Annotated in this window: 25 protein-coding genes and 1 tRNA gene; 15 read left to right on the forward strand and 11 right to left on the reverse strand. The window is 72.7% G+C overall.

The annotated features are described in order from the left end of the window. Positions 1-5: 5 nt before the first annotated feature. The gene (locus ACRRSS_RS35650) at positions 6-530 is read right to left on the reverse strand and encodes an FHA domain-containing protein FhaB/FipA (RefSeq protein ID WP_435975082.1); all 525 of its coding nucleotides are present in this window, start codon (positions 528-530) and stop codon (positions 6-8) included. Between the two features lie 10 nt (positions 531-540). Then, positions 541-1,398 (reverse strand): FhaA domain-containing protein, encoded by an 858-nt coding sequence (locus ACRRSS_RS35655; protein ID WP_435975083.1) that lies wholly within the window; start codon positions 1,396-1,398, stop codon positions 541-543. A gap of 421 nt (positions 1,399-1,819) precedes the next feature. Here ACRRSS_RS35655 and ACRRSS_RS35660 point away from each other — a divergent pair. From ACRRSS_RS35660 to ACRRSS_RS35670, 3 genes are all read left to right on the forward strand, one after another. Then, a tRNA-Leu gene (locus tag ACRRSS_RS35660) sits at positions 1,820-1,906 on the forward strand. Between the two features lie 259 nt (positions 1,907-2,165). Then, positions 2,166-3,944, forward strand: a complete 1,779-nt coding sequence (locus ACRRSS_RS35665) for a sensor histidine kinase (RefSeq protein WP_435975509.1) — start codon at positions 2,166-2,168, stop codon at positions 3,942-3,944. 38 nt (positions 3,945-3,982) lie between these two features. Further along, on the forward strand, positions 3,983-4,642 hold the full coding sequence (locus ACRRSS_RS35670; RefSeq protein ID WP_351894824.1) for a response regulator transcription factor: 660 nt from the start codon (positions 3,983-3,985) through the stop codon (positions 4,640-4,642). Between the two features lie 31 nt (positions 4,643-4,673). On the opposite strand, the gene ACRRSS_RS35675 is transcribed toward ACRRSS_RS35670, so the two are convergent. Next, complete coding sequence (locus ACRRSS_RS35675) at positions 4,674-5,153, reverse strand: MarR family winged helix-turn-helix transcriptional regulator (protein ID WP_435975084.1); 480 nt, start codon at positions 5,151-5,153, stop codon at positions 4,674-4,676. A 93-nt stretch (positions 5,154-5,246) separates the two neighbouring features. On the opposite strand from ACRRSS_RS35675, the gene ACRRSS_RS35680 reads away from it, so the two are divergent. The 4 genes from ACRRSS_RS35680 (at position 5,247) to ACRRSS_RS35695 (ending at position 9,319) form a co-directional block, all read left to right on the forward strand. Beyond that, positions 5,247-6,365: a hypothetical protein gene (locus ACRRSS_RS35680; RefSeq protein ID WP_435975085.1), complete on the forward strand. Its 1,119-nt coding sequence runs from the start codon at positions 5,247-5,249 to the stop codon at positions 6,363-6,365. 165 nt (positions 6,366-6,530) lie between these two features. Further along, positions 6,531-7,997: a DUF2252 domain-containing protein gene (locus ACRRSS_RS35685; RefSeq protein WP_435975086.1), complete on the forward strand. Its 1,467-nt coding sequence runs from the start codon at positions 6,531-6,533 to the stop codon at positions 7,995-7,997. A 101-nt stretch (positions 7,998-8,098) separates the two neighbouring features. Beyond that, entirely contained in the window at positions 8,099-8,920 is an 822-nt protein-coding gene (locus ACRRSS_RS35690) for a hypothetical protein (protein ID WP_435975510.1), read from the forward strand. Positions 8,921-8,974: 54 nt separating this feature from the next. Continuing rightward, on the forward strand, positions 8,975-9,319 hold the full coding sequence (locus ACRRSS_RS35695; protein ID WP_351894831.1) for a rhodanese-like domain-containing protein: 345 nt from the start codon (positions 8,975-8,977) through the stop codon (positions 9,317-9,319). A 10-nt stretch (positions 9,320-9,329) separates the two neighbouring features. Here the strand turns inward: ACRRSS_RS35695 and ACRRSS_RS35700 are convergent, their stop codons facing one another. From ACRRSS_RS35700 to paaA, 6 genes are all read right to left on the reverse strand, one after another. Next, positions 9,330-10,463 carry an acyl-CoA dehydrogenase family protein gene (locus ACRRSS_RS35700; protein WP_435975511.1) on the reverse strand — a complete coding sequence of 378 codons (1,134 nt, stop codon included), beginning with the start codon at positions 10,461-10,463 and terminating at the stop codon, positions 9,330-9,332. A gap of 90 nt (positions 10,464-10,553) precedes the next feature. Continuing rightward, positions 10,554-11,642, reverse strand: a complete 1,089-nt coding sequence (locus ACRRSS_RS35705; RefSeq protein ID WP_435975087.1) for a 2Fe-2S iron-sulfur cluster-binding protein — start codon at positions 11,640-11,642, stop codon at positions 10,554-10,556. Then, positions 11,643-12,140 carry a 1,2-phenylacetyl-CoA epoxidase subunit PaaD gene (gene paaD, locus ACRRSS_RS35710; protein WP_435975088.1) on the reverse strand — a complete coding sequence of 166 codons (498 nt, stop codon included), beginning with the start codon at positions 12,138-12,140 and terminating at the stop codon, positions 11,643-11,645. Then, positions 12,134-12,838 (reverse strand): 1,2-phenylacetyl-CoA epoxidase subunit PaaC, encoded by a 705-nt coding sequence (gene paaC, locus ACRRSS_RS35715; protein WP_435975512.1) that lies wholly within the window; start codon positions 12,836-12,838, stop codon positions 12,134-12,136. Before paaC ends, paaD begins: the two co-directional genes overlap by 7 nt. Before the next feature lie 50 nt (positions 12,839-12,888). Then, positions 12,889-13,176 carry a 1,2-phenylacetyl-CoA epoxidase subunit PaaB gene (gene paaB, locus ACRRSS_RS35720; RefSeq protein ID WP_015034815.1) on the reverse strand — a complete coding sequence of 96 codons (288 nt, stop codon included), beginning with the start codon at positions 13,174-13,176 and terminating at the stop codon, positions 12,889-12,891. Then, positions 13,173-14,195, reverse strand: coding sequence for a 1,2-phenylacetyl-CoA epoxidase subunit PaaA (gene paaA, locus ACRRSS_RS35725; protein ID WP_435975089.1), 1,023 nt, complete (start codon positions 14,193-14,195; stop codon positions 13,173-13,175). Before paaA ends, paaB begins: the two co-directional genes overlap by 4 nt. 112 nt (positions 14,196-14,307) lie before the next feature. On the opposite strand from paaA, the gene ACRRSS_RS35730 reads away from it, so the two are divergent. From ACRRSS_RS35730 to ACRRSS_RS35740, 3 genes are read left to right on the forward strand one after another with little or no spacing between them, the layout of a single operon-like run. Beyond that, positions 14,308-15,168 carry a DUF5819 family protein gene (locus ACRRSS_RS35730; RefSeq protein ID WP_435975090.1) on the forward strand — a complete coding sequence of 287 codons (861 nt, stop codon included), beginning with the start codon at positions 14,308-14,310 and terminating at the stop codon, positions 15,166-15,168. Beyond that, the gene (locus ACRRSS_RS35735) at positions 15,165-16,421 is read left to right on the forward strand and encodes an HTTM domain-containing protein (protein WP_435975091.1); all 1,257 of its coding nucleotides are present in this window, start codon (positions 15,165-15,167) and stop codon (positions 16,419-16,421) included. Before ACRRSS_RS35730 ends, ACRRSS_RS35735 begins: the two co-directional genes overlap by 4 nt. After that, positions 16,418-17,140: a TrmH family RNA methyltransferase gene (locus tag ACRRSS_RS35740; protein WP_435975092.1), complete on the forward strand. Its 723-nt coding sequence runs from the start codon at positions 16,418-16,420 to the stop codon at positions 17,138-17,140. Before ACRRSS_RS35735 ends, ACRRSS_RS35740 begins: the two co-directional genes overlap by 4 nt. A gap of 20 nt (positions 17,141-17,160) precedes the next feature. Here ACRRSS_RS35740 and paaN read toward each other — a convergent pair whose 3' ends face one another. Further along, positions 17,161-18,858, reverse strand: a complete 1,698-nt coding sequence (gene paaN / locus ACRRSS_RS35745; RefSeq protein WP_351894851.1) for a phenylacetic acid degradation protein PaaN — start codon at positions 18,856-18,858, stop codon at positions 17,161-17,163. Between the two features lie 125 nt (positions 18,859-18,983). Here paaN and ACRRSS_RS35750 point away from each other — a divergent pair, with 125 nt between their 5' ends. Together ACRRSS_RS35750 and ACRRSS_RS35755 are read left to right on the forward strand one after the other, a co-directional pair. Beyond that, positions 18,984-20,681 carry a 3-hydroxyacyl-CoA dehydrogenase gene (locus ACRRSS_RS35750; RefSeq protein ID WP_435975093.1) on the forward strand — a complete coding sequence of 566 codons (1,698 nt, stop codon included), beginning with the start codon at positions 18,984-18,986 and terminating at the stop codon, positions 20,679-20,681. Continuing rightward, positions 20,681-21,274, forward strand: coding sequence for a TetR/AcrR family transcriptional regulator (locus tag ACRRSS_RS35755; RefSeq protein ID WP_351894856.1), 594 nt, complete (start codon positions 20,681-20,683; stop codon positions 21,272-21,274). The genes ACRRSS_RS35750 and ACRRSS_RS35755 overlap by 1 nt, the downstream gene beginning before the upstream one ends. 209 nt (positions 21,275-21,483) lie before the next feature. On the opposite strand, the gene ACRRSS_RS35760 is transcribed toward ACRRSS_RS35755, so the two are convergent. Then, positions 21,484-22,074: an Lrp/AsnC family transcriptional regulator gene (locus tag ACRRSS_RS35760; RefSeq protein WP_435975094.1), complete on the reverse strand. Its 591-nt coding sequence runs from the start codon at positions 22,072-22,074 to the stop codon at positions 21,484-21,486. A 177-nt stretch (positions 22,075-22,251) separates the two neighbouring features. Here ACRRSS_RS35760 and pdhA point away from each other — a divergent pair, with 177 nt between their 5' ends. The 3 genes from pdhA to ACRRSS_RS35775 are packed head-to-tail and all read left to right on the forward strand — an operon-like array spanning position 22,252 to position 25,891. Then, positions 22,252-23,418, forward strand: a complete 1,167-nt coding sequence (pdhA, locus tag ACRRSS_RS35765; protein WP_435975513.1) for a pyruvate dehydrogenase (acetyl-transferring) E1 component subunit alpha — start codon at positions 22,252-22,254, stop codon at positions 23,416-23,418. Beyond that, a complete protein-coding gene (locus tag ACRRSS_RS35770) occupies positions 23,418-24,461 on the forward strand; it encodes an alpha-ketoacid dehydrogenase subunit beta (RefSeq protein WP_435975095.1) in 1,044 nt (347 codons plus the stop codon). The genes pdhA and ACRRSS_RS35770 overlap by 1 nt, the downstream gene beginning before the upstream one ends. Beyond that, the gene (locus tag ACRRSS_RS35775) at positions 24,461-25,891 is read left to right on the forward strand and encodes a dihydrolipoamide acetyltransferase family protein (RefSeq protein ID WP_435975096.1); all 1,431 of its coding nucleotides are present in this window, start codon (positions 24,461-24,463) and stop codon (positions 25,889-25,891) included. The genes ACRRSS_RS35770 and ACRRSS_RS35775 overlap by 1 nt, the downstream gene beginning before the upstream one ends. Positions 25,892-26,184 lie beyond the last annotated feature (293 nt).

Raw genomic sequence — 26,184 nt, forward strand, 5'->3', positions numbered from 1 at the left:
TAGCACTACTTCCGCAGCTCGATGACGGTCTTGCCGATGCGGATCGGCGCGCCCAGCGGAATCGGTGTGGCGGTGGTGAGGCGGTTCCGGTCCAGGTACGTACCGTTCGTGGACCCGAGATCCTCGACGATCCACTGGCCGTCCCGGTCCGGGTAGATCCGGGCGTGCCTGCTGGACGCGTAGTCGTCGTCCAGCACGATCGTCGAATCGTGCGCCCGGCCCAGCGTGATCGTCTGGCCCTGGAGGGCGACGGTCGTGCCGGTGAGGGTGCCCTCGGAGACGACCAGCTTGGTCGGGGCGCCGCGGCGCTGGCGCCCGCCGCCCGTGTTCTGCTGGCCACGCTGTTGCGGAGGCGCGGCGGTCTGCCGCGCCTGCTGCTGTTGCGGGCGCGCCTCTTGGCGCCGTGAACCGCGCTGGGTGACCCGCGTACCGAATAGGTCGCTGCGGATGACCTGTACGGCCACGATGACGAACAGCCACAGAACGGCCAGGAAACCCAACCGCATGACCGTCAGGGTCAGCTCTGACATTGCCCCCGCTTCACCCTTCGGCTTGCCGGTAAACGATGGTGGTGCTGCCCACGACGATCCGCGAGCCGTCGCGGAGCGTAGCGCGGGTGGTGTGCTGCCCGTCCACCACGATGCCGTTGGTGGATCCCAGATCCTGGATCGTCGAGGGCGTTCCGGTCCGGATCTCGCAGTGCCGGCGGGAGACGCCGGGATCGTCGATCCTCACGTCCGCGTCGGTGCTGCGGCCGAGGACCAGGGTCGGGCGGGAGATCTGATGGCGGGTGCCGTTGATCTCGATCCAGTGGCGCGTCCGGGTGCCCGAGCCGCCGTGCGTGCCGGCGCCGGCACCGCTCGCGGCGGCTGCCGGACGGTGGCCGGGGGCGCCGGGCGGCGGGGCCGCGGGCATGGGCGGGGCGCCGGCCGGGGGGTACCCGTAGCCGCCGCGACCCTGCCCCGGGCCCTGCTGCTGGTGAGGCTGCTGCTGTCCGCCCGCAGGTGGCTGCTGCTGAGACGTACTCGACGCCAGGGTGCGGCTGCGGACGCGGTACAGGCCGGTGTCGAGATCCTCGGCCTTCTCCAGGTGGACCTTGATCGGTCCCATGAAGGTGTACCGCTGCTGCTTCGCGTAGTCCCTGACCAGGCCGGCGAGCTCGTCGCCGAGCTGGCCCGAGTAGGGGCTGAGGCGCTCGTAGTCGGGCGTGCTCAGTTCCACGATGAAGTCGTTGGGGACGACGGTCCGCTCGCGGTTCCAGATCTGCGCGTTGTTGTCGCACTCGCGCTGGAGTGCGCCGGCGATCTCGACGGGCTGGACCTCGGACTTGAAGACCTTGGCGAAGGTGCCGTTGACCAGACCTTCGAGACGCTGCTCGAAACGCTTCATGACTCCCATGGGGCACCTCCTCGGTCGTTGTCGTCCTGGTACTGCTTACTGATCGTATCCACGCGTCGGGAAATCGGCTGGTTCCCCTTCTCTGCCCTGTGGACGAGTGTCACCTCTCACAGGCTCTCCCCATGGATCGTAGAGGTGGGCTGTGGACAGTGTCCCGCACCCGGCTGTGGGAGCGGAGGCTCGGTCGGGGTCGGGGGGCGGTCCGTCCCCTTCCTCCCTCGCCTTCCCCTTCCCTCTCCCTCTACTTCCCACGTCTCCTGGATCCCGTCCGCACCCGACTGTCCTCCGGTCCCTCCCTCACCTTGGTCTCCGTGAGCGGAGCCCAAACAACGGATGTGAATCCACGGTCTGCGACGTGCTAATCTTCTGATGTCGCCAGGCGATCGCACCGAAAAGTGAGAGAGCCCGGAGCACACCCAATGCGCGGGTGGCGGAATAGGCAGACGCGCTGGATTCAGGTTCCAGTGCCCGAAAGGGCGTGGGGGTTCAACTCCCCCCTCGCGCACCAGAGAAGCGGTCGGCATCGTCTAACGATGCCGACCGCTTCGCGTTTCCCTTGCTGCTTGGCCGGGTGTGAGGTAGCCCACGGCTTGTGGCTTGTGGGCGGTGGGTGGTGGGCGTCGTGGTGCTTCGGCTGACGGCTTGGAACTCCGCCATCGCCGGGGGTGGGACGGCCGCCCGGGGGCGCGACTTTTGTCGTTCGGGGGCGAGACGAAAGAGAGACGCCAGGGCGTCGGGGCACGGCCTACGGTTCGAGCGTGGACGCTATGTCGAAGTCGGGGGCCGGGATTTCGTACCGGATCGGGGACCTGCTCGCCGCGGGGTGGGCCCGGTTCGCGGTGCCGGGACATTGGTCGGGGCGCAGGATCACCGGAGAGGTGGCACTCGCCGCGGTCCTCGCGCTGCTCGGCGCCGGGACCGAGGATCTCCTGGGCAGCGAGGGCTGGCGGCTGGTCGCGGTCGCCGTCGGCTCCGCCGCGCTGTCTCTGGTGCGGCGCGCACTTCCCGCGAGCGTCCTGGTCCTGACCGCGGGGCTCACGCCCTTCGTGCCCGGCTTCGGGCCTCTCCTGCTCGTGGTCGGCTGGTCGTCCGGGCGGTACATCGCGGGTGCGGGGCGCGCGCTCGCCGCGTACATCGCCGCCTTCGTCCTGAACGTCGGCGGGAGCGTCCTGGGGCCCTGGGACCGGGACCGGCTGCTCACCATCGCCTTCACCGCGACCCTCTACTACCTGGGCACCACCCTCGCCCCCGGGCTCGCCCACCGCTACTGGACCCAGCGGCGGAGCCTGCTGCACGCGCTCCAGGAGCGCAACGCCCAGCTGCTGCGGGAGCGGACCATGGTGGCCTGGCACGCGCGGCTGCGGGAGCGGCAGCGGATCGCCCAGGACATGCACGACAGCCTCGGCCACCAACTGGCCCTGATCGCCGTGCACACGGGCGCCCTGGAGGTGGACCGGGGGCTCAGCGAACGGCAGCGCGAGGTGGTCGGCGTCCTGCGGAACGCCTCGGTGACCGCGATGCACGAGCTGCGGGAAGTCGTCGGCATCCTCCGCGACGGGATCGAGGCCGTCGACGGGACGGCTGCGGCGCCCGGTCGGGCCGGGGACGAGACGGGGCGGGCCGCGCGGGGTATCGCGGGCATCGAGGGGCTGGTGGAGGCGGCGCGGGCGGCCGGCACCTCGGTCGGGCTGAGACGGTCGGGGGAGGAGCGGCCTCTGGCGCCGGCGGCCGACCACGCCGCGTACCGGATCGTCCAGGAGGCCCTGACCAACGCCTACAAGCACGCGCCGGGGGCGTCGATCGGTGTCGAGCTGCGGTACGAGCCGGACACCTTCGTGGTGGAGGTCCTCAACGAGCGGCCCACGGACGAGCCGTCGAAGGACGTGGTGAGCGGCGGGCAGGGGCTGACGGGGCTGGCCGAGCGGGCCCGGCTGGTCGGCGGCATGTGTCACGCGGGTCCGGCCGACGGCGGCGGTTTCCGGGTGGCCGGGATGCTGCCGTACGGGGCGGCGCCCGTCGCGGAGGCGGCGCCTTTGGTCGACGAGGCCGACGACTTCCGGCAGCAGACCACGAAGCCGCTGGTGGGCGATGGTCGTCCCGTCTCGGTCGGACCGGCCGACTGGACGTTGACGGAGCGGGAGCTTGCCATGGCGATGCGTGGGGGCAGGAGCAGAAGCACGGGTGGTTCGATCGCGCTGGGCTGCGGGATCGCGTTCGCGGCGCTCGTGCTGCTGGTGGTGGCGGGGGGCTTCGGCGTCTACTTCCTGATGGGGTCGTTGAAGGAGGGGATGATCGATCCCGCCGAGTACGACGCGGTGAAGGTCGGGATGGCGGAGAAGGACGTCCGCGACCGGCTTCCTTCGGGCGACACGATCGCCACCGCGGGGCTGAGTGGCAAGGGACCCGCACGGCCGGAGGGCGCCGACTGTCTGGTGCTGATGTCCTCGGAGATAAGCGAGAGCTTCGACAAGGAGCCCGTTTTCCGGTTCTGCTTCCAGGACGGCAAGCTGATCGAGAAGAAGTCGTACGAGGTCGAGGCGCGGTAGTACCGGCCCGCCCGTACCGAAGCCGTGGGGGAGTAGCTGTGGCAGGGCAGCCCATCAGGGTCGTGGTCGCCGACGACGAGCCTCTGATCAGGGCCGGGATCCGGATGATCCTCATCTCGGACCCGGAGATCGAGGTCGTCGCCGAGGCCGCCAACGGGCGGGAGGCGGTCGAGGCCGCGCGGGCGCACGCCGCCGACGTGGTGCTGCTCGACATCCAGATGCCGGTGCTCGACGGGCTCTCGGCGCTCCCGGAGTTGCGGCGGGCGGCGCCGGCGGCCCGGGTGATAGTCCTGACGACCTTCGGGGAGCGGGAGAACGTGCTGCGGACCCTGGAGCACGGGGGTGCCGGGTTCCTGCTCAAGGACACGGCTCCCGCGGAGCTGATCCGGGCGGTGCGGGCGGCCGCGGCGGGGGACGCGTATCTGTCGCCGGCGGCGACCCGGCACGTGGTGGAGCGGCTCGCCACGGGGCGGGAGGCGGCTCGCGCCGAGGAGGCGCGGGGGCGGGTGGCGGGCCTGAGCGAGAAGGAGCGCGACGTGCTGGCGCTGCTCGGGGAGGGGCTCTCCAACGCCGACGCGGGGAAGAGGCTGCACATGAGCGAGGCCACGGTGAAGACGTACGTGAGCCGGATCCTCGCGAAGCTGGACTGCGAGAACCGGGTGCAGGCGGCGCTGCTGGCTCGGGACGCGGGGCTGTAGGGAGCTTCGTCCGTGCGGCGGTCTGGCCCGGTCAGCGCGGGGGGCTGTCCGGGAGGCCGTTCGGGCCCGCCGTGTTGTAGCGGAGGAGATAGGCGGCGAAGCGGGCGAGGTCCTCGGCCGGCCAGTCCTTGAGGCGCTCCTGGTAGGCCGCGTGACGGCTCGTCTGGGCGGCGACGAGGACCCGGGTGCCCTCCTCGGTGGGATGCAGGACGTGCACGCGGTGGTCGTCGGGTGCGGGGCGGCGCTCGACGAAACCGAGCTTCTCCAGGCCCGCGATCTGGCGGCTGACCGTCGACTTGTCCAGCAGGTAGTGGGCCGCGAGATCGGTCGCGCGGCAGCCGCGCCGCTCCTCGATGTGGGCGAGGAGCGTGTACGAGACGAGCGGGAGCTCGGGGTGGACCCGGGCCGCCGCGGCGCGGGCCCGGCGGGCGAAGGCCGTCAGTTCCCGCTGGATGACGTCCACCGACGCCTCACGCGGTGGCTGTGTGTCGCCGGTCGTCTCGCCGGTCATGGTGGGGCTCCCTTGTCGTCGTGCGAGCGCGGTTGGCCCGTCACGCGCTTCCAGTTGTATAGTACAACGGTTCTTTAGTTGTAAAAGCCAACCATGGAGGTCTCGGTGTCCGCAGGACCGAACACCGGCGGTGCGTTGCGGCATGTCCTCGGACATCTGCTCACCCCGCTGCTGATGTGCGTCGGCATGGGACTCGCCTACCTCGGCGCCTTCCACGCCCCCGCACCCCACGATCTGCGCGTCGACGTCGTCGGCTCGGGACCCTCCGCCCAGGTCCTCGCGCAGACGCTCCACGACAAGGGCGCCGGCGCGCTGGACGTCCGTACCGTCGCCGACCGGGACTCGGCGATGACCGCGCTGCGCGAGCAGGGCAGCTTCGGCGCCTACGTCCCCGGCGAGAAGCCCGAACTGATCGTGGCCTCCGCTTCCTCCGACACGAGCGCCATGGCCGTCGAGAAGGTGTTCACCAAGGTCGCCGCCGCGCAGGACGCGCCGCTCGTGGTCACCGACATCGCCCCCACCGCCTCCGGCGACCCCACCGGGCAGGGCGTCTTCTTCCTGCTCGTCGCCCTCAGCATCGGCGCGTACGCCTCGGTCGCCGTGATCGGCGGCGCCGGAGCCGTCCTGCCCCTGCGGATCAGGGTCCTGCTCGCCGCCGGGATGTCGCTCGTCGTGAGCCTGATCGGCACGCTCTTCGCCGGGCCCGTCTTCCATCTGGTCGACCAGGGGCTCGGCGGTGTGTGGGCGATGTCCTGGCTGTACGCGGCGGGCATCCTGCTCGTCGGCGTCGGCCTCCACACCTTCCTGCGCCGCTGGACCACGCTCGGCGTGATGGTGCTCTTCGTGATGCTCAACTTCACCAGCTCCGGCGGCATCTACCGGCCCGAGCTCCAGCCCGGCTTCTTCGGCTCGCTGCACGCCTTCTGGAACGGCGCGGGCTTCGTCGAGGGAGTGCGCGGCCATGTGTACTTCGGCGGCCACGCGCTCGGCGGGCACGTCCTCGTCCTCGCTCTCTGGTTGCTCGCGGGAGCCGCCCTCGTCGTCGCCGCCGGGATCACCGAGGCCAGGCGGGCACGGGTGGCCGGGCCGGGGTCCGGAGTGGCCGGGACGGCGCCCGGGGCGGCCGGGCCGGGGGCCGGTGCCGAGGCGCGCGCCGAGACGCGCGCCGAGGAGGAGATGGAGGAGGAGATCGAGGAGGCGGTCGCGGTCTGAGGCTCCCGTGGTCTGGGGCTCTCGCGCCCGGGCGGCCGAGGGGTCGCCGGTTGTCCACAGGTGTCTGTCCACAGGTGCCTGTCCACAGGGGGAGACGGCTGTTCGGCCGCGGCGGTACGGTCAGGCCGGATGATGTTGGATGTTCGCATCGGGGGAGGGCGTGCCATGGACGAGATCCGGGCCGAGGTGTCGGGACAACGTGGGACGGACGGAGAGCCGGACACCGTGCGCGTGCCGCACGTGCCGGGGTTCGCGCGCCGCGCCGCCATAGGGGAGAACTCCGACAGCTCCCCCAAGGAGCGGGGCAAGGAACTGCGCGAGCGGGTCCCGCGCTCCGAGCACCGGCGGTCGGCTCTCGCCGCCGACCGGCCCGACGCCGTGCGGGCCGTGGAGGAGTCGAACCGCGACCGCGTCCCCGAGCTCGCGCCGATGCGGGTCGGCAGGATGGCGGCGAGCCCCTTCGCCTTCCTGCGCGGATCGGCCGGGCTGATGGCCCAGGACCTCGCCGAAACCCCCGTCACCGGGATCGCGGCCCAGCTGTGCGGCGACGCGCACGCCGCCAACTTCGGGCTCTACGGGGACGCCCGCGGCCGGCTCGTCATGGACCTCAACGACTTCGACGAGACCGTCGTCGGCCCCTGGGAGTGGGACCTCAAGCGGCTCGCCACCTCCCTGGTCCTCGCCGGCCGGGAGGTGGGCGCGAGCGAGGAGATGTGCCGGGCCGCCGCCTTCGACACCGTCGGCGCCTACCGGCGCACCATGCGGCTGCTCGCCCGGCTCCCCGCCCTCGACGCCTGGAACGCCATCGCGGACGAGGAACTCGTCTCGCACACCGACGCCCGTGACCTCCTCGGCACCCTGGAGCGGGTCTCCGCAAAGGCCCGCAACAACACCAGCGCCCGGTTCGCGGCCCGGTCGACCGAGGCCGTCCCCGAGGCCGAGGGCGGCGGCCGCAGGTTCGTGGACGCTCCCCCGGTGCTGCGCAGGGTCCCCGACGCCGAGGCGGCCGCCGTCGCCGGCTCCCTCGGCCCCTACCTGGAGACCGTGTCCGAGGACCGGCTCCCGCTCCTCGCGCGGTACGCCGTCCACGACGTGGCCTTCCGGGTGGTCGGCACCGGCAGCGTCGGCACCCGTTCCTATGTCGTGTTGCTCCACGACCACCGGGGCGAGCCGCTGGTCCTCCAGGTGAAGGAGGCCCGGCCGTCCGCGCTGCTGCCCCACCTGCCGGCCGCCGGCTTCACCGTGTCGGATCCCGGCCACGAGGGGCGACGGGTGGTGCTCGGGCAGAAGCGGATGCAGGTCGTCAGCGACATCCTGCTCGGCTGGACCACGGTGGAGGGGCGCCCCTTCCAGGTGCGCCAGTTCCGCAACCGCAAGGGCAGCGTCGATCCCGCCGCGCTCACGGTGGCCCAGGTCGACGACTACGGCCGGATGACCGGGGCCCTGCTCGCGCGCGCCCACGCCCACAGCGCCGATCCGCGACTGATAGCCGGGTACTGCGGCAAGAACGAGGAGTTCGACGAGGCCGTCGCCGCCTTCGCCGTCTCGTACGCGGACCGCACCACCGCCGACCACGCCGATCTGCTCGCCGCCGTCCGCTCCGGCCGGATCGCGGCCGAGCTGGGCGTCTGACCTCCTGCGGCGGGGCCGGTGCACCGGCCCCGTACGCTTGGAGGGTGACGAGCCGGAGCGAGGACAGCGACGTGGACCAGGGCCAGGACGGCGTCGAGGACGTGGCCACGACCGGTGCGCCCGACGGGACGCCGGAGCCGCAGGGTGACGAGCGCCCCGAGGCACGGCTGGAGCGGGCCGTGCGGGTGGCGGAGCAGGCCCTCATCGAGTTCGAGATCGCCGTCGAGACCTTCCGCGTCGAGGTGGACAACTTCTCGCGGCTGCACCACCAGAAGCTCGGCCCGATGTACGCGCGGCTCGACGAGCTCGACGCCCGGATCGCCGAGGCGAGGGCGGCGCGCACCGGGGACCCGGAGGATCTGCGGCGGGCGCAGGAGGCGCGTGCGGCGGTCATGCCGATGCCCGGGGTGGACGAGCTGTTCCACGACTGGATCGACTCCGACGGCCTCTCCTCCGAGGCCGAGGCCATGCTGACCGGCCGGCCGGTGCAGCCGCCGAAGCGGGTCCGCCCCGGCGAGGAGGCCCGCAGGCTCTACCGGGAGCTGGCCCGTAAGGCCCACCCCGACCTGGCCCGCGAGGAGGACGAGCGGAAGCGGCGCGAGGAGTTCATCACGCGGGTGAACGCCGCCTACGCCCGAGGTGACGAGGCGCTGCTCCGTGAGCTCTCCGCGGAGTGGGAGGCCGGCCCCGCGCCGGCCGAGGAGCGGCTCAGCGAGAGCGAGGAGCTGTACGCGCGCCTGGAGTGGCTGGCCGAGCGTAAGGACATGCTGTCGGCGCTGGCGCGCGAGCTGGAGGAGAGCGCGATCGGCGCGATGCTGCGGATGGCGCCCGACGACCCGGACCGGCTCCTGGAGGAGATCGCCGAGCAGCTGCTCGCGCAGGTCTCCGAGCGGGAGAACGAGCTGGCCGAGCTGGTGCAGTAGGTTTTTCCGTGCGTCCGAGACCTCGGGCGGAACTGACGAGAGAAGGCCGGTCCCATGAATTTCTCCCCGCTGCCCTCGGTGGACGCGGCCGCCGTGCCGGCCGATGCCCTGGTGCTGGACGTCAGGGAGGACGACGAGTGGGCGGCCGGTCACGTCGAGGGCGCGGTGCACGTGCCGATGAGCGACTTCGTGGCCCGCTTCGGTGAGGTGACGGAGGCCGTGGCCGAGCACGGGCGCGCGTATGTGATGTGCCGCGTCGGCGGCCGGTCGGCGCAGGTCACGCAGTACCTGGTGCAGCAGGGCTTCGACGCGGTGAACATCGAGGGCGGGATGCTCGCCTGGGACGGCGCCGGGCGCCCGATGGTCACGGGGAACGACAGCCCGGCCTTCGTCCTCTGACGCGTAGCGGCTAGCCGAGGGGGTGGGCGGCCAACAGGTCGCCCAGGGCCTCCTCGTGGGCCGCCGCGGGGCCGAGGGACAGCTCCAGGTGCTTGGCCCAGGCGTGGTACCGGTGCAGGGGGTAGTCGGTGTCGGCGCCGAAGCCTCCGTGCAGGTGCTGAGCGGTCTGCACCACGCGCCGTACCCCTTCGGAGGCCCAGATCTTCGCGACGGCGATGTCCCCCGCGGCGGGGAGCGCCCCTTCGGCTCCGCTCGCCAGACGCCAGGCGGCCTGCCAGAGGGTGGCCTCCATGGCGCGCAGGTCGATGTAGCGGTCGGCGGTCTGGACTGCGACGGCCTGGAAGGTGGCCACGGGGTGGCCGAACTGTTCGCGCTTCCCGGTGTACTGGCTCGTCATGGTGAGGACGGCCTCGCCGAGGCCGAGGGCGAGTGCGCAGGTTCCGGTGGTGAGGAGTTGGCGCAGCCACTCCCAGGCGCCCTCGGCGTCGATGACGTCGGCGTCGTCGAGGCGCACGGAGTCGAGCGTCAGCTCGGCGAGGAGTTCGCCGCTGGTGGAGTACTGCGCGGTGAGGGCGAGGCCCTCGTGCGTGCGGGGCAGCAGCGCGAGGACAGTGTTCCCCTCGGGGGTGTGCGCCGGTACGGCGACGAGGTCGGCGCCGTGGGCCCAGGGGACGGCGGTCTGCAGGCCGTCGAGGATCCAGTCGGTGCCGTCGCGACGCGCGGTGACGGCGCGCTCCGCGGGGTCGTGGCCGGTGCGCCCCTGGGAGGCGGCGGTGAGGACGAGTTCGCCGCGGGCCACCCGGGGGAGCAGGTCGGCGGCCTTCTCCCGGGGCGCGTACCGCTCGACGGTCATCGCGACGGCGCCGGTCTCCAGGAGGGGGACGCGGGCGAGGACGCGGGCCGACTCGCGCAGGACGAGGCAGAGGGCGACGGGGTCGAGTCCACCGCCGCCGTGCTCGGGGGAGATGACGAGGCTCAGCAGGTCGGCGGCGGCGAGACGGGACCAGAGCGGTCGGTCGAGGTCCTCGGAGACGGCGCCCGGTGTGAGGGCGGGGCTCGGTACCGCGTCGGGCGCGACGCCCGAGAAGACCGCTGTGGCCGCCTCGACGGCCGCCTGCTGCTCTTCGGTGAAGGTGAAGTCCACTGCCCTGCCCTCCCGTTGTGCCCGCTCGTCCTGACGGTTCGTCAAGATAGAACAGGTTCTAGTGGAAGGGAATGGCGGCGCCGGACTCCGTCAGCGGTCGAAGTCCAGCTCCACGTCCGGAGTGACCGGATGGGACTGACAGGCCAGGACGTATCCGGCTTCGGTCTCCTCCGGTTCCAGCGCGAAGTTCCGGTCCATCCGCACCTCTCCGCCGACGAGGAAGGCACGGCAGGTGCCGCACACCCCGCCCTTGCAGGCGTACGGGGCGTCCGCTCGGGAGCGGAGCACCGTGTCGAGGAGCGTCTCGCCGCGGTCCACCGGCCAGGTGCCGGAGCGGCCGTGCAGGGTCGCGGTCAGCGTGGCCTGGGCCGGGGCGTCGGCCGCCGGGGCGGGCGCGGGCGCCGAACCGTCGTCGACATGGAAGATCTCCTGGTGGATCCGGCCCCGGTCGACCCCGAGACCGCGCAGCGCCCGCTCGGCGCCCTGCACCAGTCCGAACGGGCCGCAGAGGAACCAGCCGTCGATCGCGCCGACCGGCAGCAGCGAGGGCAGCAGCTCGGCGAGCCGCTCGCGGTCGAGACGGCCGGACGGCAGCCCCGCCTGCTGCTCCTCCCGGGAGAGCACGGTGACCAGCTGGAAGCGGTCCGGGTAGCGGTCCTTCAGGTCGGCGACCTCGTCGAGGAACATCGTGGACGAGGCGGTCCGATCGCTCCGGATCAGGCAGAACCGCGCCTCGGGCTCCCGGGCCAGCAGGGTGGCCGCGATCGACAGGACCGGGGTGATGCCGCTGCCGCCGACGACGGCCGCGAAGTGACCGGGGCGCGGGGCGAGCGAGAAGCGGCCCATGGGTTCCATGACCTCGACGAGGTCACCGACGGCCAGCTCTTTGAGCGCGTACGTCGAGAACGAGCCGCCGTCCACGAGCCGGATGCCGACGCGCAGCACGGGGGGCTCGCCGGCCGGGGACGCGGGGGCGCAGATCGAGTACGTACGCCGGATCTCCTCCCCCTGCCCACCCGTGCGACGCAGCGCGAGGTGCTGCCCGGGCAGGTGCCGGTAGGTCTCGTGGAGCTCGGGCGGGACCTCGAAGGTGACGGCCACGGAGTCGTCCGTGAGCCGCTCGACCTCGCCCACCCGGAGCGGATGGAACCCGGCCCGTCCGGAACCTGAGGACGCCATCTACAACTCCTTGAAGTGGTCGAACGGTTCGAGACAGGCGGTGCAGCGGCGCAGCGCCTTGCACGCGGTCGAGGAGAAACGGCTCAGGAGCTCGGTGTCGGTGGAGCCGCAGTGGGGGCAGCGGATCGCCAGGGTCAGCGCCACCGGGCCGCCGGCCGGGCCCTGGGGGCGTGGCGGGGCGACGCCGAACTCGGCGAGCTTGCGCCGCCCTTCCTCGCTGATGTCGTCGGTGGACCACGCGGGGGCGAGGACCGTGACGACGGAGACCTCCGGCACCCCGTGGTCGTGGAGCGCGCGCTCGATGTCCGAGGACATGGCCTCGACCGCGGGGCAGCCCGTGTACGTCGGGGTGAGCGAGACCTCGACCCGACCGGGGCCGGTCACGTGGACGCCGCGCAGGACGCCGAGTTCCGCCAGGGTGAGGACGGGCAGCTCGGGGTCTAGGACGGCGCCGGCGATCCGGCTCAGTTCCTCTTCGAGCGCCGTCATGATCACCATGACGCGCCCGGGTGGCTGCGGTGCAGGTGCTGCATCTCGGCGAGCATCCGTCCGAAGGACTCGGTGTGCAGCCCCTGCCGGCCGGCCCCGGCGGCCCAGGCGCCGGTGCGCGGCCCCTCGGGCACGGTGAGCGTGGCCCGGTCGAGGACATCGGTCACCGAGGCCAGCCAGGCGCTCTCCATGGCCGCGTGGTCCACGTCGAGCCCCTCGACGGGCTGGAACAGCTCGCCCGTGTACCGCCACAGGGCGTCGCAGGCGCGCCGCATCCGCTCGTGGCTCTCGTCGGTGCCGTCGCCGAGGCGCAGGGTCCACTGCTCGGCGTGGTCCTGGTGGTAGGCCACCTCCTTCACGGCCTTCGCCGCGAGACCGGCGAAGGGGCCGCCGCCGGAGGCCAGCTGCCCGTACAGGAGGCGCTGGTAGGTGGAGAAGTAGAGCTGCCGGGCGATGGTGTGGGCGAAGTCGCCGTTCGGCTGCTCGACCAGTTGCGTGTTCCGGAAGGAGCGCTCCTCGCGGAGGTACGCCAGTTCGTCCTCGTCGCCGACGAGGGAGAGCAGGACGCGGGCTTGGCCGAGGAGGTCGAGCGCGATGTTGGCCAGGGCCACCTCCTCCTCCAGGACGGGGGCGGAGCCCGCCCACTCCCCCAGTCGGTGGGAGAGGACGAGGGCGTCGTCGCCGAGGGCGAGCGCGGCTCCGGCGATCGTGGAGACCTCGCTCGTGCGGGGGGTGCTCGTACTCGTGTCGGGGGTGCTCACAGGTGCTTCACCCCCTCCGGGATCTCGTAGAACGTCGGGTGGCGGTAGGGCTTGTCCGCGGCCGGCTCGAAGAAGGGGTCCTTCTCGTCGGGCGAGGAGGCGGTGATCTCCGTGGAGGGGACGACCCAGATCGACACGCCCTCGCTCCTGCGGGTGTAGAGGTCACGGGCGTTGCGCAGGGCCATCTCCGCGTCGGGCGCGTGGAGACTGCCCGCGTGGGTGTGGGACAGCCCGCGGCGGGAGCGCACGAACACCTCCCACAGGGGCCAACCGTCGCTCGTCATGCCTGTGCCTCCCCGTGCCTGCCGGTGCTCTTGTGCTTCTCCGCGTGGGCCGCCGCCGCTTCCCTGACCCAAGCGCCGTCCTCGTGGGCCTGGCGCCGCCTGCTCAGCCGCTGGTCGTTGCAGGGGCCGTTCCCCTTGAGGACGTCCCAGAACTCGGCCCAGTCGATCGCGCCGAAGTCGTAGTGCCCGCGCTCCTCGTTCCACCGGAGGTCGGGGTCGGGGAGGGTGAGTCCGAGCGCCTCGGCCTGCGGCACGGCGATGTCGACGAAGCGCTGCCGCAGCTCGTCGTTGGTGTGGCGCTTGATCTTCCAGGCCATCGCCTGGGCGGTGTGGGTCGACTCGTCGTCCGGCGGGCCGAACATCATCAGCGAGGGCCACCACCAGCGGTCCACCGCGTCCTGCGCCATGGCGTGCTGGGCCTCTGTGCCGTTCGACAGGGCGAGCAGCGCCTCGTACCCCTGGCGCTGGTGGAAGGACTCCTCCTTGCAGACCCGGACCATCGCCCGGGCGTACGGCCCGTAGGAGCAGCGGCAGAGCGGGACCTGGTTGGTGATCGCGGCCCCGTCCACCAGCCAGCCGATGGCGCCGACGTCGGCCCAGGTCAGCGTGGGGTAGTTGAAGATCGAGGAGTACTTCTGGCGGCCCGAGTGGAGCTTGTCGAGCAGCTCGTCGCGGCTGGTGCCGAGGGTCTCCGCCGCGCTGTACAGGTACAGGCCGTGGCCGGCCTCGTCCTGCACCTTGGCCATCAGGATCGCCTTGCGCCGCAGCGAGGGCGCGCGGGTGATCCAGTTCGCCTCCGGCTGCATGCCGATGATCTCGGAGTGGGCGTGCTGCGCGATCTGCCGGACGAGCGAGGCACGGTAGGCCTCGGGCATCCAGTCGCGCGGCTCGATCCGCTCGTCGGCGGACACGGCGGCGTCGAACACGGCCTCGTAGGCGGCCTGCTCCGCCGCCACGGCCGTGTCCGACACGCCGGGCACGCCCGTGGTCTCTGTCGTCCCTGCCGTCACTGCGGTCATCGGACCCCCTACCGACCGATCGTTCGGTTGAATGACTTCAATGGTGAGTCGGCGGCCCGTATGGTGTCAACCCTGTGGATAACCGAGGTGGGCCGATCGGGATCGGGGCGGGATGGACGCGTACGTCGAAAAGGACGCGGCTGAGGTGAACGACGACCGTTCGGAAGCCCGGGCGGACCCCCCGACGGAGCCCTCGACGGACCCCTCGACGGAGCCCGTGACGGACCCCCCGACGGACTCCCGGACCGCCGCTCCGGAGGCCTCGCCCGCGGACGGGCGGGCGGCCACCGGGATCATGGCCCTGTCGCTTCCCTACCAGGTCGTCCTCGCCGTGGCGCTCGCCGTCGCCACGGTCTTCACCTGTGTCCACCTCGCGATGGTGTTCCTGCACGTGGCGCCGTCCAACACCGTGACCAAGCGGCACGGCCAGGCCGTCGACGACTGGATCTACCCCGAGTTCGAACAGAACTGGAAGCTCTTCGCGCCCAACCCGCTCCAGCAGAACACCGCCGTCGAGGTCCGCGCCGAGGTCACCGCCGACGACGGCGCCCGCCGCACCACCGGCTGGATCAACCTCACGGCCCAGGACATCGAGGCGATCCGCCACAACCCGATGCCCAGCCACGCCCAGCAGAACGAGCTCCGCCGGGCCATCGACTTCTACCTGAACTCGCACTCCGACGACCACACCCCCAACGGGATGCGCGGCCGCCTCTCGGAGGAGTACATGCGCCGGATCGCGATGCTCCGCCTCGACGCCCTCCCCGTCCTCCGGGGCCCCGACGGACAGGCCCTCACCGGTGACGTGCGGCGCGTCCAGCTCCGCACCGTCACCCGGCCCGTGCCCCCTCCCCGGTGGTCCACCGAGAAGAGCGACACCGCCCCCTCCTACCGCGACCTCCCGTGGTGGCGGGTCACCGACGCCGACCGGCCCGCCGGAGCCGACCGCAGCCGCACGGAGGCGGGCCGATGAGCACTCCCACCCCCACCCCCGGCTCCCCCACGCGCGCGCCCGCCCGTGAGCCCTTCGAACGTCGGCTCGCCCGCGCGCTCCAGACCGTCACGGGCCGCTCCCTCGGGCCGTACCAGACCGCGATCGTGCGGATCGGCTTCTCGCTGACCTGGCTGGTCTTCCTGCTGCGCGAGTTGCCGCACCGGCACGAGCTGTACGGCCCCGACGGCCCCTGGTCCTGGGAGATGGCCCAGCGGCTGATCGCCGACAACCGGGCCTTCACCGTGCTCATGTGGTCGGACGGCCGGCTCTGGTTCGAGCTCGTCTACGGGCTCGCGGTGCTCTCCGCCGCACTGCTCCTGGTGGGGTGGCGCACCCGGGCCGTGTCGGTGGTCTTCATGGTCGGGGTGCTCTCGCTGCAGAACCGCTCCGTCTTCGTGGGCGACGGTGGCGACAACGTCCTCCACCTCGCCGCGATCTACCTCGTCCTGACCCGCTGCGCCCAGGTCTGGTCCCTCGACGCCCGCCGGGCGGCCCGCGAGGCCCGCGCCGCCCGGGCCGGGGAGCCGCGGCGCGACGATCGCGTCGGCCCGCTCCTGTGGACCGTCCTCGGCGGCTTCCTCCTCGCCACGACCTGGTTCAGCGAGGTCACCGGCGAGTGGTGGCTTCCGGTGCTGCTGTGGGTCCTGTGGCTGGGGAACGGCCTGTGGTGGGTGGTCTGCCGGTACGCCTCCGAGGAACCGCGCACCCTGCTCGACGCCCTCGCCCATCTCGCGCACAACGCCGCCCTCGTCGTGATCATGGCGGAGGTCTGCCTGATCTACGCCACGGCCGGCTGGTACAAGATCCAGGGCTCGCGCTGGCAGGACGGCACCGCGCTGTTCTACCCGCTCAACCTGGACTACTTCACACCCTGGCCGGCCCTGTCCGAGCTGCTCGGGGCCAGCGGTGTGATGGTGCTGCTGCTGACCTACGGCACGGTGATCGTGCAGGTCGCCTTCCCCTTCACGCTCTTCCACCGCAAGGTCAAGAACGTCCTGCTCGTCGTGATGATGCTGGAGCACGCCGGCATCGCCGTGCTGCTCGGCCTGCCGGTCTTCTCGCTCGCGATGATCTCCGCCGACGCCGTGTTCCTGCCCACGCCCTTCCTCGTGGCGCTCGGCGCGTGGGTGGTGCGCGGCCGGGACCGGCTGCTGCGGCGGACGCCCGTCGAGAAGCTGCCCGAGCAGCGCCGTACGGGCGAGGAGCACGGCCCCCGTACCCTCGTCGGGTGAGCACCACCGAAGAGAAGCCCGGAGCCGGGGCGGCAGCCCGGGCCGCGGCCGAGGACGCCGAGCCGACCCAGTACGACGAGGGCTTCGGCCCCGAGATCGGCGTCGGTCCGCACCCGGAGCCGTGGCCCGAGGGCGAGCGGTACGACCCCGCGCTGCTCGCCGACGGCGACCGGCGCAACGTCGTGGACCGCTACCGGTACTGGACGCGGGAAGCGGTCGTCGCCGACCTGGACACCCGGCGCCACGACTTCCACGTGGCCGTGGAGAACTGGGGCCACGACTTCAACATCGGCTCGGTGGTGCGGACCGCCAACGCCTTCCTGGCCAAGGAGGTCCACATCGTGGGCCGCCGGCGCTGGAACCGGCGCGGCGCCATGGTCACCGACCGCTACCAGCACGTCCGGCACCACCCGGACACCGAGTCGCTGACCTCGTGGGCGGCGGCCGAGGGCATCCCCGTCATCGGTATCGACAACCTGCCGGGCGCCGTGCCGCTGGAGCGGACCGTGCTGCCCCGCCGCTGTGTGCTGCTCTTCGGGCAGGAGGGGCCGGGACTCACCGAGGAGGCCCGCGCCCACGTGGAGATGGTCTGCTCCATCGCCCAGTTCGGCTCGACCCGGTCGATCAACGCGGGGGCGGCCGCCGCCATCGCCATGCACGCGTGGGTGCAGCGGTACGCGGAGATCGAGAGCCCGCGAGGGGGCGTGGAGGCCCCGTAGGGCCCCCACGCGCGCGTGGATCAGGCCTGGCGGCGGACCTCCACCACCCGGAACCGGTTGGAGACGAAGGCCCCGTCGCACAGGGCCGCGTTCGCCGCCGGGTTGCCGCCGGAGCCGTGGAAGTCGGAGAACGCGGCGGTCTGGTTCACGTACACCCCGCCCGTGAGATTCAGCGAGAGCTGGGCCGACTCCTCCAGGCAGACCTCCTCGACCGCGCGCTCGGTCTCCGCCGAGGTCGTGTAGGCCCCGACCGTCATCGCGCCCTTCTCCCGGACCGTGCGGCGCAGCAGCTCCAGGGCGTCCTCGGTGGAGTCCACCGAGACGGCGAAGGAGACCGGGCCGAAGCACTCCGAGAAGTAGGCGGCGTCCGCGTCGGGCTTGGAGCCGTCCAGCTTCACGATGACCGGGGTACGGACCACGGCGTCCGGGTACTCCGGGTTCACCACCTCACGGGAGGCGAGCGCCACCTCGCCGAGGCCCGCGGCGGCCTCCAGGCGCGCCTTCACGTCCGGGTTGACCAGGGCGCCCAGCAGACCGTTCGCCCGGGCGTCGTCGCCCAGCAGACCGCCGACCGCGGCCGCGAGGTCGGCGACCACCTCGTCGTAGGACCGGGGGCCCTGGTCGGTGGTGATGCCGTCGCGGGGGATCAGCAGGTTCTGCGGGGTGGTGCACATCTGGCCGCTGTACAGGGACAGCGAGAAGGCCAGGTTGGCGAGCATCCCCTTGTAGTCGTCGGTGGAGTCGACCACGACCGTGTTGACCCCGGCCTTCTCGGTGTAGACCTGCGCCTGACGCGCGTTGGTCTCCAGCCAGTCGCCGAAGGCGGTGGAGCCGGTGTAGTCGATGATGCGGATCTCGGGGCGCACGGCCAGGGTCTTGGCGATGCCCTCGCCCGGCCGCTCGACGGCGAGCGCGACCAGGTTCGGGTCGAAGCCGGCCTCGGCGAGCACCTCACGGGCGACGCGGACGGTGAGCGCGAGCGGGAGCACCGCGCGCGGGTGCGGCTTGACCAGGACCGGGTTGCCGGTGGCGAGGGAGGCGAACAGGCCCGGGTAGCCGTTCCACGTGGGGAAGGTGTTGCAGCCGATGACCAGGGCGACGCCGCGGCCGACCGGGGTGAACTCCTTGCTCAGCTCCAGCGGGTCGCGCTTGCCCTGGGGCTTGGACCACTCGGCGCGTCCGGCGGGGGTACGGGTCTGCTCCGCGTACGCGTACGCCACGGCTTCGAGACCGCGGTCCTGGGCGTGCGGGCCGCCGGCCTGGAACGCCATCATGAACGCCTGTCCGCTGGTGTGCATGACGGCGTGGGCGAACTCGTGGGTGCGGGCGGAGATCCGGGCGAGGATCTCCAGGCAGACCAGGGCGCGGGTCTCGGCCCCGGCGTCGCGCCACGCGCCCGTGCCCGCGCGCATCGCGGGGAGCAGGACGTCGATGTCGGCGTGCGGGTACTCGATGCCGAGCGACGGGCCGTACGGCGAGGTCTCGGCTCCGGTCCAACCGTCCGTGCCGGGCTGGTCGAGCTCGAACCGGGTGTTCAGCAGGGCCTGGTGGGCGGCGAGGCCGGCCGCCGCGTCGAGCGAGCCGTCCGCTCCGTACGCCTTCGGGTGCTCGGGGTACGGCGACCAGTAGGCACGGGTCCGGATGGTGGCGAGCGCCTGGTCGAGTGTGGACCGGTGCTTCTCGGCCAGACGGTCGGTGGTCAGCTGGGCGGTGGCCATCGATGGACCAACTCCTCGTCGAGCTGGGCAGGGAGACGCGTACGGAGTTAGAGTAACCGAACGATCGGTCGGGACAAGGGGGGTCCGTCGATCCTGTGGAAAACCCATCGGGGAGGATCACTCCTATGAGCGCCAACGTGACCGTCAGGGGGAGCGACGACGTGACCGCCAGTGAGCCTGCCGCCGCCGGGAAGACCGGGAAGACCGGGAAGCCGGGGAGGACCGAGGGCATCGGGGAGCCGGGGAAGGCCTCGGCGATCGGGGCCGTCGCCGAGACCGGGAACACCGCGGCGGCCGGAGCCGAGGAGTTCCGGGGAGCCGTCGGGCGGGACCGGACCGTCGCCGTCGTCGGCACGGGCACCATGGGCCAGGGGATCGCCCAGGTCGCCCTGGTCGCCGGTCACCCCGTCCGCCTCTACGACAGCGCCCCCGGCCGGGCCGAGGAGGCCGTGGCCGCGCTCACCGCCCGCCTCGACCGGCTCGTCGAGAAGGGCCGCCTGGACGCCACCGCGCGCGAGGCGGCCGTCGGACGGCTGCACGCGGCCCGGGAGCTCGACGAACTCGCGGACGCGGCGCTCGTCGTCGAGGCGATCGTCGAGCTGCTGCCCGTCAAGCAGCGGCTCTTCGCCGACCTGGAGAAGGTCGTCGGCGACGAGGCCGTTCTCGCCACCAACACCTCCTCCCTCTCCGTCACCGCCATCGCGGGAGGCCTCCGGCTGCCCGGCCGGTTCGTCGGACTGCACTTCTTCAACCCGGCGCCGCTGCTCCCGCTCGTCGAGGTCGTCAGCGGCTTCGCCACCGAGCCGGACGTCGCCACGCGCGCGTACGAGACGGTGAAGGGCTGGGGCAAGACGCCGGTGCGCTGCGCCGACACCCCCGGCTTCATCGTGAACCGGGTCGCCCGCCCCTTCTACGCGGAGGCGCTGCGGGTGTACGAGGAGGGCGCGGCCGACCCGGCCACCATCGACGCCGCCCTGCGCGAGTGCGGCGGCTTCCGCATGGGCCCGTTCGAGCTGACCGACCTCATCGGCCAGGACGTGAACGAGGCCGTCACCCGCTCCGTCTGGGACTCCTTCCACCAGGACCCCAAGTTCACCCCCTCGCTCGCACAGCGGCGGCTCGTGGAGTCGGGGCGGCTCGGCCGCAAGACGGGCCAGGGCTGGTTCTCGTACGCGGAGGGGGCCGAGCGGCCCGCACCGCACACGGCGCCGCCCGCGAAGGCGCCCGAGCGGATCGTCGTACGGGGCGACCTCGGGCCGGCGGAGCCCCTCGTGGCGCTCTTCGAGGAGGCCGGGATCACGGTCCGGCGCAAGAAGGGCGACGGCGGGTTCATCAAGCTGCCCGGAGGCGCCGAACTCAACCTGGCGGACGGGCAGACCTCCTTCGAGTACCACAAGGAGGAGATCGTCTACTTCGACCTCGCGCTTGACTACGCGCGCGCGAGCCGGATCGTGCTCTCCACCCGGGAGGGGGCCGCGCCCGAGGTCCTCGCCGAGGCCGTGGGTCTCTTCCAGGCCCTCGGCAAGCAGGTCTCCGTCATCGGCGACGTCCCCGGCATGATCGTCGCCCGGACGGTCGCCATGCTGGCCGACCTCGCGGCCGACGCGGTCGACCGGGGGGTCGCCACCGCCGAGGACGTGGACACGGCGATGCGGCTCGGGGTCAACTATCCGGCGGGCCCGCTGGAGTGGGCCGCGAAGGTGGGGTTCCGGCGTACGTCCGCACTGCTCGGCGAACTGCACGAGCGGTACGCGACCGGGCGGTACGCGCCGAGCGTCGCCCTCGTGCGCCGGGGCTACGCCGAGTACGCGGAGGACGCGTGATGACCACCGTGAAGCGCGACACGTACACCCCCGAGACGCTGCTCTCGGTCGCCGTGCGGGTCTTCAACGAGCGTGGCTACGACGGCACCTCCATGGAGCACCTGTCCAAGGCGGCCGGGATCTCCAAGTCGTCGATCTACCACCACGTGTCCGGCAAGGAGGAGCTGCTCCGGCGGGCGGTCAGCCGGGCCCTCGACGGGCTCTTCGCGATCCTCGACGAACCGGGGGCCGTACGCGGCCGGGCCGTCGAGCGGGTCGAGTACGTCACGCGGCGCACCGTCGAGGTGCTGATCGCGGAGCTGCCGTACGTGACGCTGCTCCTCCGGGTCCGGGGCAACACGTCCACCGAGCGGTGGGCCATGGAGCGGCGGCGGGAGTTCGACCACCGGGTGGCCGAGCTGCTCAAGGCCGCCGCCGAGGAGGGCGACCTGCGGGCCGACGTGGACATCCGGCTCGCGACCCGGCTCCTCTTCGGCATGATCAACTCGCTGGTGGAGTGGTACCGGCCGCACCCCGACGCGACGGCGGAGCGTGAGCAGCTCGCCCAGACCGTCGCCCACCTGGCCTTCGACGGGCTGCGGACGGCCCGCTGAGAGCCCGCTGCGGCCCTTCCCGGCCCATCCGCCGGGGCGGGGCCGCGCGTCGCCGGGACACGCGGACCATCGCGGGACACGCTGGGACCTGGTGACGGGCCGACCGGTCCGGGCCCACGCGCCTGGCCGGTCCGTGCCGGGCGCCCGCCGGTCCAAACCGCGCCGGTCCAAGCCACGCCGGTCCTGTCCGCGCGCCGGCCCCGGCCCGGTCAGCCGCGTGGGTCCGTGTTGAGGTCCGTCTCCTCGAAGACCAGCAGCGTGCGCGTGGAAAGCACCTCCGGGATCGACTGGAGCCGGGTGAGCACCAGCTCGCGCAGCGTCCTGTTGTCCGGCGTGTGCACCAGCAGCAGGACATCGAAATCCCCGCTGACCAGCGCGATGTGCGTGGCGCCCGGAAGCGCCCTGAGCTGCTCGCGGACCGTGCGCCAGGAGTTCTGGACGATCTTGAGCGTGATGTACGCGGAGGCGCCGTGCCCCGCCCGCTCGTGGTTGACCCGGGCGCTGAAGCCGCGGATCACCCCGTCGTCGATGAGCCGGTTGATGCGCGCGTAGGCGTTGGCCCGCGAGACGTGCACCCGTTCGGCCACGGAACGTACCGAGGCGCGACCGTCCGTTTGCAGCAACCGCAGGATGTCGCGGTCGATCGCGTCCAGCGGGCGTGCCGGCAGCGCGCCCGTCGGCGTGCCGATCGGTGCGCTCAGCGCCTCCTCGGGCACCTCGCCGCCGGTCCCGCCGTGGGCGCCGCCCGTGTCGTCGCCCGGAACCCCGTTCCGGTCGACGGCCATTTGTTCATCCGCCATGTCCCCCCGCCTCTCTCCGGTGGACGACCTGCACACATCCCAGGCTGTGGAGAACCGTTTGTCCACAGGCTGGAGGTGCCTGTAGCCAAAATGACTCCACGACCGAACAATCGGTAGGTGAGGCGCGCCACACTCGCGCCACCCGCCTTCGGGTCTTATGCCCGCTCCCACGAGGAGGTGGACTCGTTGCAACAGCGCAGTTCGACAGTCCAAGAGCCGCCCGGTGCCGCTTCCGCCCACCGGCCCACCCCGCCGCCGACGTGGCAGCCGCGGACCGACCCCACCCCGCTGCTGCCCGACACCGAGCCGCTCCGCGTGCTCGGCACGGACGCCGTGGCCGACGCCGATCCCGCCCTGCTGCTCCGGCTCCACGCGGAGCTGGTCCGCGGCCGCCGGTACAACACGCAGGCCACCGCCCTGACCAAGCAGGGCAGGCTCGCGGTGTACCCGTCCTCCACCGGCCAGGAGGCGTGCGAGATCGCCGCCGCGCTGGCCCTGGAGGAGCGCGACTGGCTCTTCCCCTCGTACCGCGACACCCTGGCGGCCGTCGCCCGGGGCCTCGACCCCGTCCAGGCCCTGACCCTGCTGCGCGGCGACTGGCACACCGGGTACGACCCGCACGAGCACCGCGTCGCGCCGCTATGCACCCCCCTGGCCACCCAGCTCCCGCACGCCGTGGGCCTCGCCCACGCCGCCCGGCTCAAGGGTGACGACGTGGTCGCCCTCGCCATGGTCGGCGACGGCGGCACCAGCGAGGGCGACTTCCACGAGGCGCTGAACTTCGCGGCCGTCTGGCAGGCCCCGGTGGTCTTCCTCGTGCAGAACAACGGCTTCGCGATCTCCGTACCGCTCGCCAAGCAGACCGCCGCCCCCTCCCTCGCCCACAAGGCCGTCGGATACGGGATGCCCGGCCGGCTCGTCGACGGCAACGACGCGGTCGCCGTCCACCAGGTGCTGACCGAGGCCGTGGCCCGCGCCCGGCGCGGCGGCGGCCCCACCCTCGTCGAGGCCGTCACCTACCGCATCGACGCCCACACCAACGCGGACGACGCCACCCGCTACCGCGCGGCCGGCGAGGTCGAGACCTGGCGGGCGCACGACCCGATCCTCATCCTCGAACGGGAGCTGACGGCACGCGGCCTGCTCGACGAGGACGGCAGGCGCGCCGCGACGGAGGCCGCCGAGACGATGGCCGCGGACCTGCGCGAACGGATGAACGCCGACCCGGTGCTCGACCCGATGGAGCTCTTCGCCCACGTGTACGCGGAGCAGACCACACAGCTGCGCGAGCAGGCGGCGCAGCTGCGCGCCGAGCTCGAGGCCGAGGGCGAGGGTGAGGCGTGATGACGACCGCGACGACCGGGCCGACGGCCGGGAGCGCACGGGCCGGCGGGAAGGCCAAGCCCGCCACGATGGCGCAGGCGCTCCAGCGCGCCATGCGCGACGCGATGGCCGAGGACCCGACCGTCCATGTGATGGGCGAGGACGTCGGCGCGCTCGGCGGGGTCTTCCGGGTCACCGACGGGCTCGTCAAGGAGTTCGGCGAGGACCGCGTCACGGACACCCCGCTGGCCGAGGCCGGCATCCTCGGCGCGGCCGTCGGCATGGCCATGTACGGGCTGCGGCCGGTCGTCGAGATGCAGTTCGACGCGTTCGCCTACCCGGCGTTCGAGCAGCTGCTCTCGCACGTGGCGAAGATGCGGAACCGGACCCGCGGCGCCATGCCGATGCCGATCGTCATCCGTGTGCCGTACGGCGGCGGGATCGGCGGCGTCGAGCACCACAGCGACTCCTCCGAGGCCTACTACACGGCCACCCCCGGGCTCCAGGTGGTCACCCCGGCCACCGTCGAGGACGCCTACGGGCTGCTGCGCGCGGCCATCGCCTCCGACGACCCGGTGGTCTTCCTGGAGCCCAAGCGGCTCTACTGGTCCAAGTCCGACTGGTCTCCCGAGGCGCCCGCGCCCGTGGAGCCGATCGGCAAGGCCGTCGTCCGGCGGCCCGGCACCGGGGCCACCCTGATCACCTACGGTCCCTCGGTGCCGGTCTGTCTGGAGGCGGCGGAGGCCGCGCAGGCGGAGGGCTGGGACCTGGAGGTCGTCGACCTGCGCTCGCTCGTGCCGTTCGACGACGAGACCGTCTGCGCCTCGGTGCGGCGCACCGGCCGCGCGGTCGTGGTCCACGAGTCGACCGGCTTCGGCGGACCCGGCGCCGAGATCGCCGCGCGCGTCACCGAGCGCTGCTTCCACCACCTGGAGGCTCCGGTGCTGCGGGTCACGGGCTTCGACATCCCGTACCCGCCGCCGATGCTGGAGCGGCACCATCTGCCGGGCGTGGACCGGGTCCTGGACGCGGTGGCGCGGCTGCAGTGGGAGGCGGGGAGCTGATGGCCCAGGTGCTGGAGTTCAAGCTGCCCGACCTCGGTGAGGGACTCACCGAGGCGGAGATCGTCCGCTGGCTGGTCAGCGTCGGTGACGTCGTCGCCGTCGACCAGCCTGTCGTCGAGGTCGAGACGGCCAAGGCGATGGTCGAGGTGCCCTGCCCGTACGGCGGTGTCGTCACCGCGCGGTACGGCGAGGAGGGCACCGAACTGCCCGTCGGCGCGCCGCTCCTGACGGTCGCGGTGGGCGGTACGGGGACGGAAGGGGCTTCGGCTCCGACCGCGGCGCAGACCACCGCCCCGGCCCCGTCCGCCGGTTCGGCGGACGCGGCGGTGTCGTCGGAGTACTCGGGCAACGTGCTCGTCGGGTACGGCACGGCGGGGCCCGTCGCCCGCCGCCGCCGGGTCCGGCACGAGAGCCCGGCCACGGCGCGGACGTCCGCGCCGCCCGTCGCCGCGCCCGTCGCCGCTCCGGCTCCTGCTCCGGCGGCGGTTCCCGCTCCGTCCGTCGTGGCCGGTGGTGGGCACGACGGTCCGGTACCGGTCATCTCACCGCTCGTGCGGAAGCTGGCCAGGGACCGGGGGCTCGACCTGCGGGAGGTACGCGGATCGGGGCCCGAGGGGCTGATCCTGCGGGCCGATGTGGAACTGGCCCTCGCGGTCCTGGAGCGGCCGGTCGCCGCGCAGGCGCCCGCACGCGCCGTGGCTCCGGCCGCCTCCGCGCCCGCTCCGGCGGTCGCCGCCTCCTCGGGTGAGCGGGTTCCGCTGCGCGGGGTCCGTGGCGCCGTGGCGGACAAGCTGTCGCGCAGCCGTACCGAGATCCCCGACGCGACCTGCTGGGTCGACGCCGACGCGACCGAGCTGATGGCCGCACGGACGGCGATGAACGCGGCGGGCGGGCCGAAGATCTCGCTGCTCGCGCTCCTCGCCCGGATCTGTGTCCACGCCCTGGCCCGGTTCCCCGAGCTCAACTCCACGGTGGACACCGCCGCCCGGGAGATCGTCCGGCTGCCCTCCGTGCACCTCGGCTTCGCGGCCCAGACCCCGCGCGGCCTGGTCGTTCCCGTCGTCAAGGACGCGGGGACCCGGACGGCCGAGTCGCTGACGGCCGAGTTCGCCCGGCTGACGGAGGCGGCCCGGGAGTCCGCGCTCACCCCTGCCGACCTGACGGGTGGCACGTTCACCCTGAACAACTACGGGGTGTTCGGGGTCGACGGCTCCACGCCGATCATCAACCACCCCGAGGCTGCCATGCTCGGAGTCGGCCGGATCATCCCCAAGCCCTGGGTGCACCAGGGTGAACTGGCCGTCCGTCAGGTGGTGCAGCTCTCGTTCACCTTCGACCACCGCGTCTGCGACGGCGGCACGGCGGGCGGCTTCCTGCGGTACGTGGCGGACTGCGTCGAGCAGCCCGCGGTCCTGCTCCGCACGCTCTGACCACCCCGGTTCGCACGGACCCGCCCCTCGGGCCGTGCGAACCGCCGGTCGGCGCATGTGAACCGGTCGGGGCATGTGCACCGGTGGGGTTAGTGCCGACGGCCGCTCGGGGCGCCAAGCGCCGGCCACCGGCCTCGGGTCGTGGAGTGGCCTGTGGCCGGGGCACGGTGGGCCTGTGGCCGGGGGCACGGTGGGCCTGTTCTCGGGGTGCGGGAGGCTCATCCTCCGGTTGCCTTGAGGTCCGCTCGGCCCGTCCTCGCCGTCTCACCAAGGGAGACGCGCCCGACAGCGGT

This window comes from Streptomyces sp. Qhu_M48 (assembly GCF_051305195.1).
Taxonomy (GTDB): Bacteria; Actinomycetota; Actinomycetes; order Streptomycetales; family Streptomycetaceae; genus Streptomyces.

Bases quoted from the DNA above. Each gene is read 5' to 3' on its own strand.
- ACRRSS_RS35650 (WP_435975082.1), bottom strand. From the start codon at position 530: ATGTCAGAGCTGACCCTGACGGTCATGCGGTTGGGTTTCCTGGCCGTT.
- ACRRSS_RS35655 (WP_435975083.1), bottom strand. From the start codon at position 1,398: ATGGGAGTCATGAAGCGTTTCGAGCAGCGTCTCGAAGGTCTGGTCAAC.
- ACRRSS_RS35665 (WP_435975509.1), top strand. From the start codon at position 2,166: ATGTCGAAGTCGGGGGCCGGGATTTCGTACCGGATCGGGGACCTGCTC.
- ACRRSS_RS35675 (WP_435975084.1), bottom strand. From the start codon at position 5,153: ATGACCGGCGAGACGACCGGCGACACACAGCCACCGCGTGAGGCGTCG.
- ACRRSS_RS35680 (WP_435975085.1), top strand. From the start codon at position 5,247: ATGGAGGTCTCGGTGTCCGCAGGACCGAACACCGGCGGTGCGTTGCGG.
- ACRRSS_RS35685 (WP_435975086.1), top strand. From the start codon at position 6,531: ATGGACGAGATCCGGGCCGAGGTGTCGGGACAACGTGGGACGGACGGA.
- ACRRSS_RS35695 (WP_351894831.1), top strand. From the start codon at position 8,975: ATGAATTTCTCCCCGCTGCCCTCGGTGGACGCGGCCGCCGTGCCGGCC.
- ACRRSS_RS35705 (WP_435975087.1), bottom strand. From the start codon at position 11,642: ATGGCGTCCTCAGGTTCCGGACGGGCCGGGTTCCATCCGCTCCGGGTG.
- paaD (WP_435975088.1), bottom strand. From the start codon at position 12,140: ATGGTGATCATGACGGCGCTCGAAGAGGAACTGAGCCGGATCGCCGGC.
- paaB (WP_015034815.1), bottom strand. From the start codon at position 13,176: ATGACGAGCGACGGTTGGCCCCTGTGGGAGGTGTTCGTGCGCTCCCGC.
- paaA (WP_435975089.1), bottom strand. From the start codon at position 14,195: ATGACCGCAGTGACGGCAGGGACGACAGAGACCACGGGCGTGCCCGGC.
- ACRRSS_RS35730 (WP_435975090.1), top strand. From the start codon at position 14,308: ATGGACGCGTACGTCGAAAAGGACGCGGCTGAGGTGAACGACGACCGT.
- ACRRSS_RS35735 (WP_435975091.1), top strand. From the start codon at position 15,165: ATGAGCACTCCCACCCCCACCCCCGGCTCCCCCACGCGCGCGCCCGCC.
- paaN (WP_351894851.1), bottom strand. From the start codon at position 18,858: ATGGCCACCGCCCAGCTGACCACCGACCGTCTGGCCGAGAAGCACCGG.
- ACRRSS_RS35750 (WP_435975093.1), top strand. From the start codon at position 18,984: ATGAGCGCCAACGTGACCGTCAGGGGGAGCGACGACGTGACCGCCAGT.
- ACRRSS_RS35755 (WP_351894856.1), top strand. From the start codon at position 20,681: ATGACCACCGTGAAGCGCGACACGTACACCCCCGAGACGCTGCTCTCG.
- ACRRSS_RS35760 (WP_435975094.1), bottom strand. From the start codon at position 22,074: ATGGCGGATGAACAAATGGCCGTCGACCGGAACGGGGTTCCGGGCGAC.
- ACRRSS_RS35770 (WP_435975095.1), top strand. From the start codon at position 23,418: ATGACGACCGCGACGACCGGGCCGACGGCCGGGAGCGCACGGGCCGGC.
- ACRRSS_RS35775 (WP_435975096.1), top strand. From the start codon at position 24,461: ATGGCCCAGGTGCTGGAGTTCAAGCTGCCCGACCTCGGTGAGGGACTC.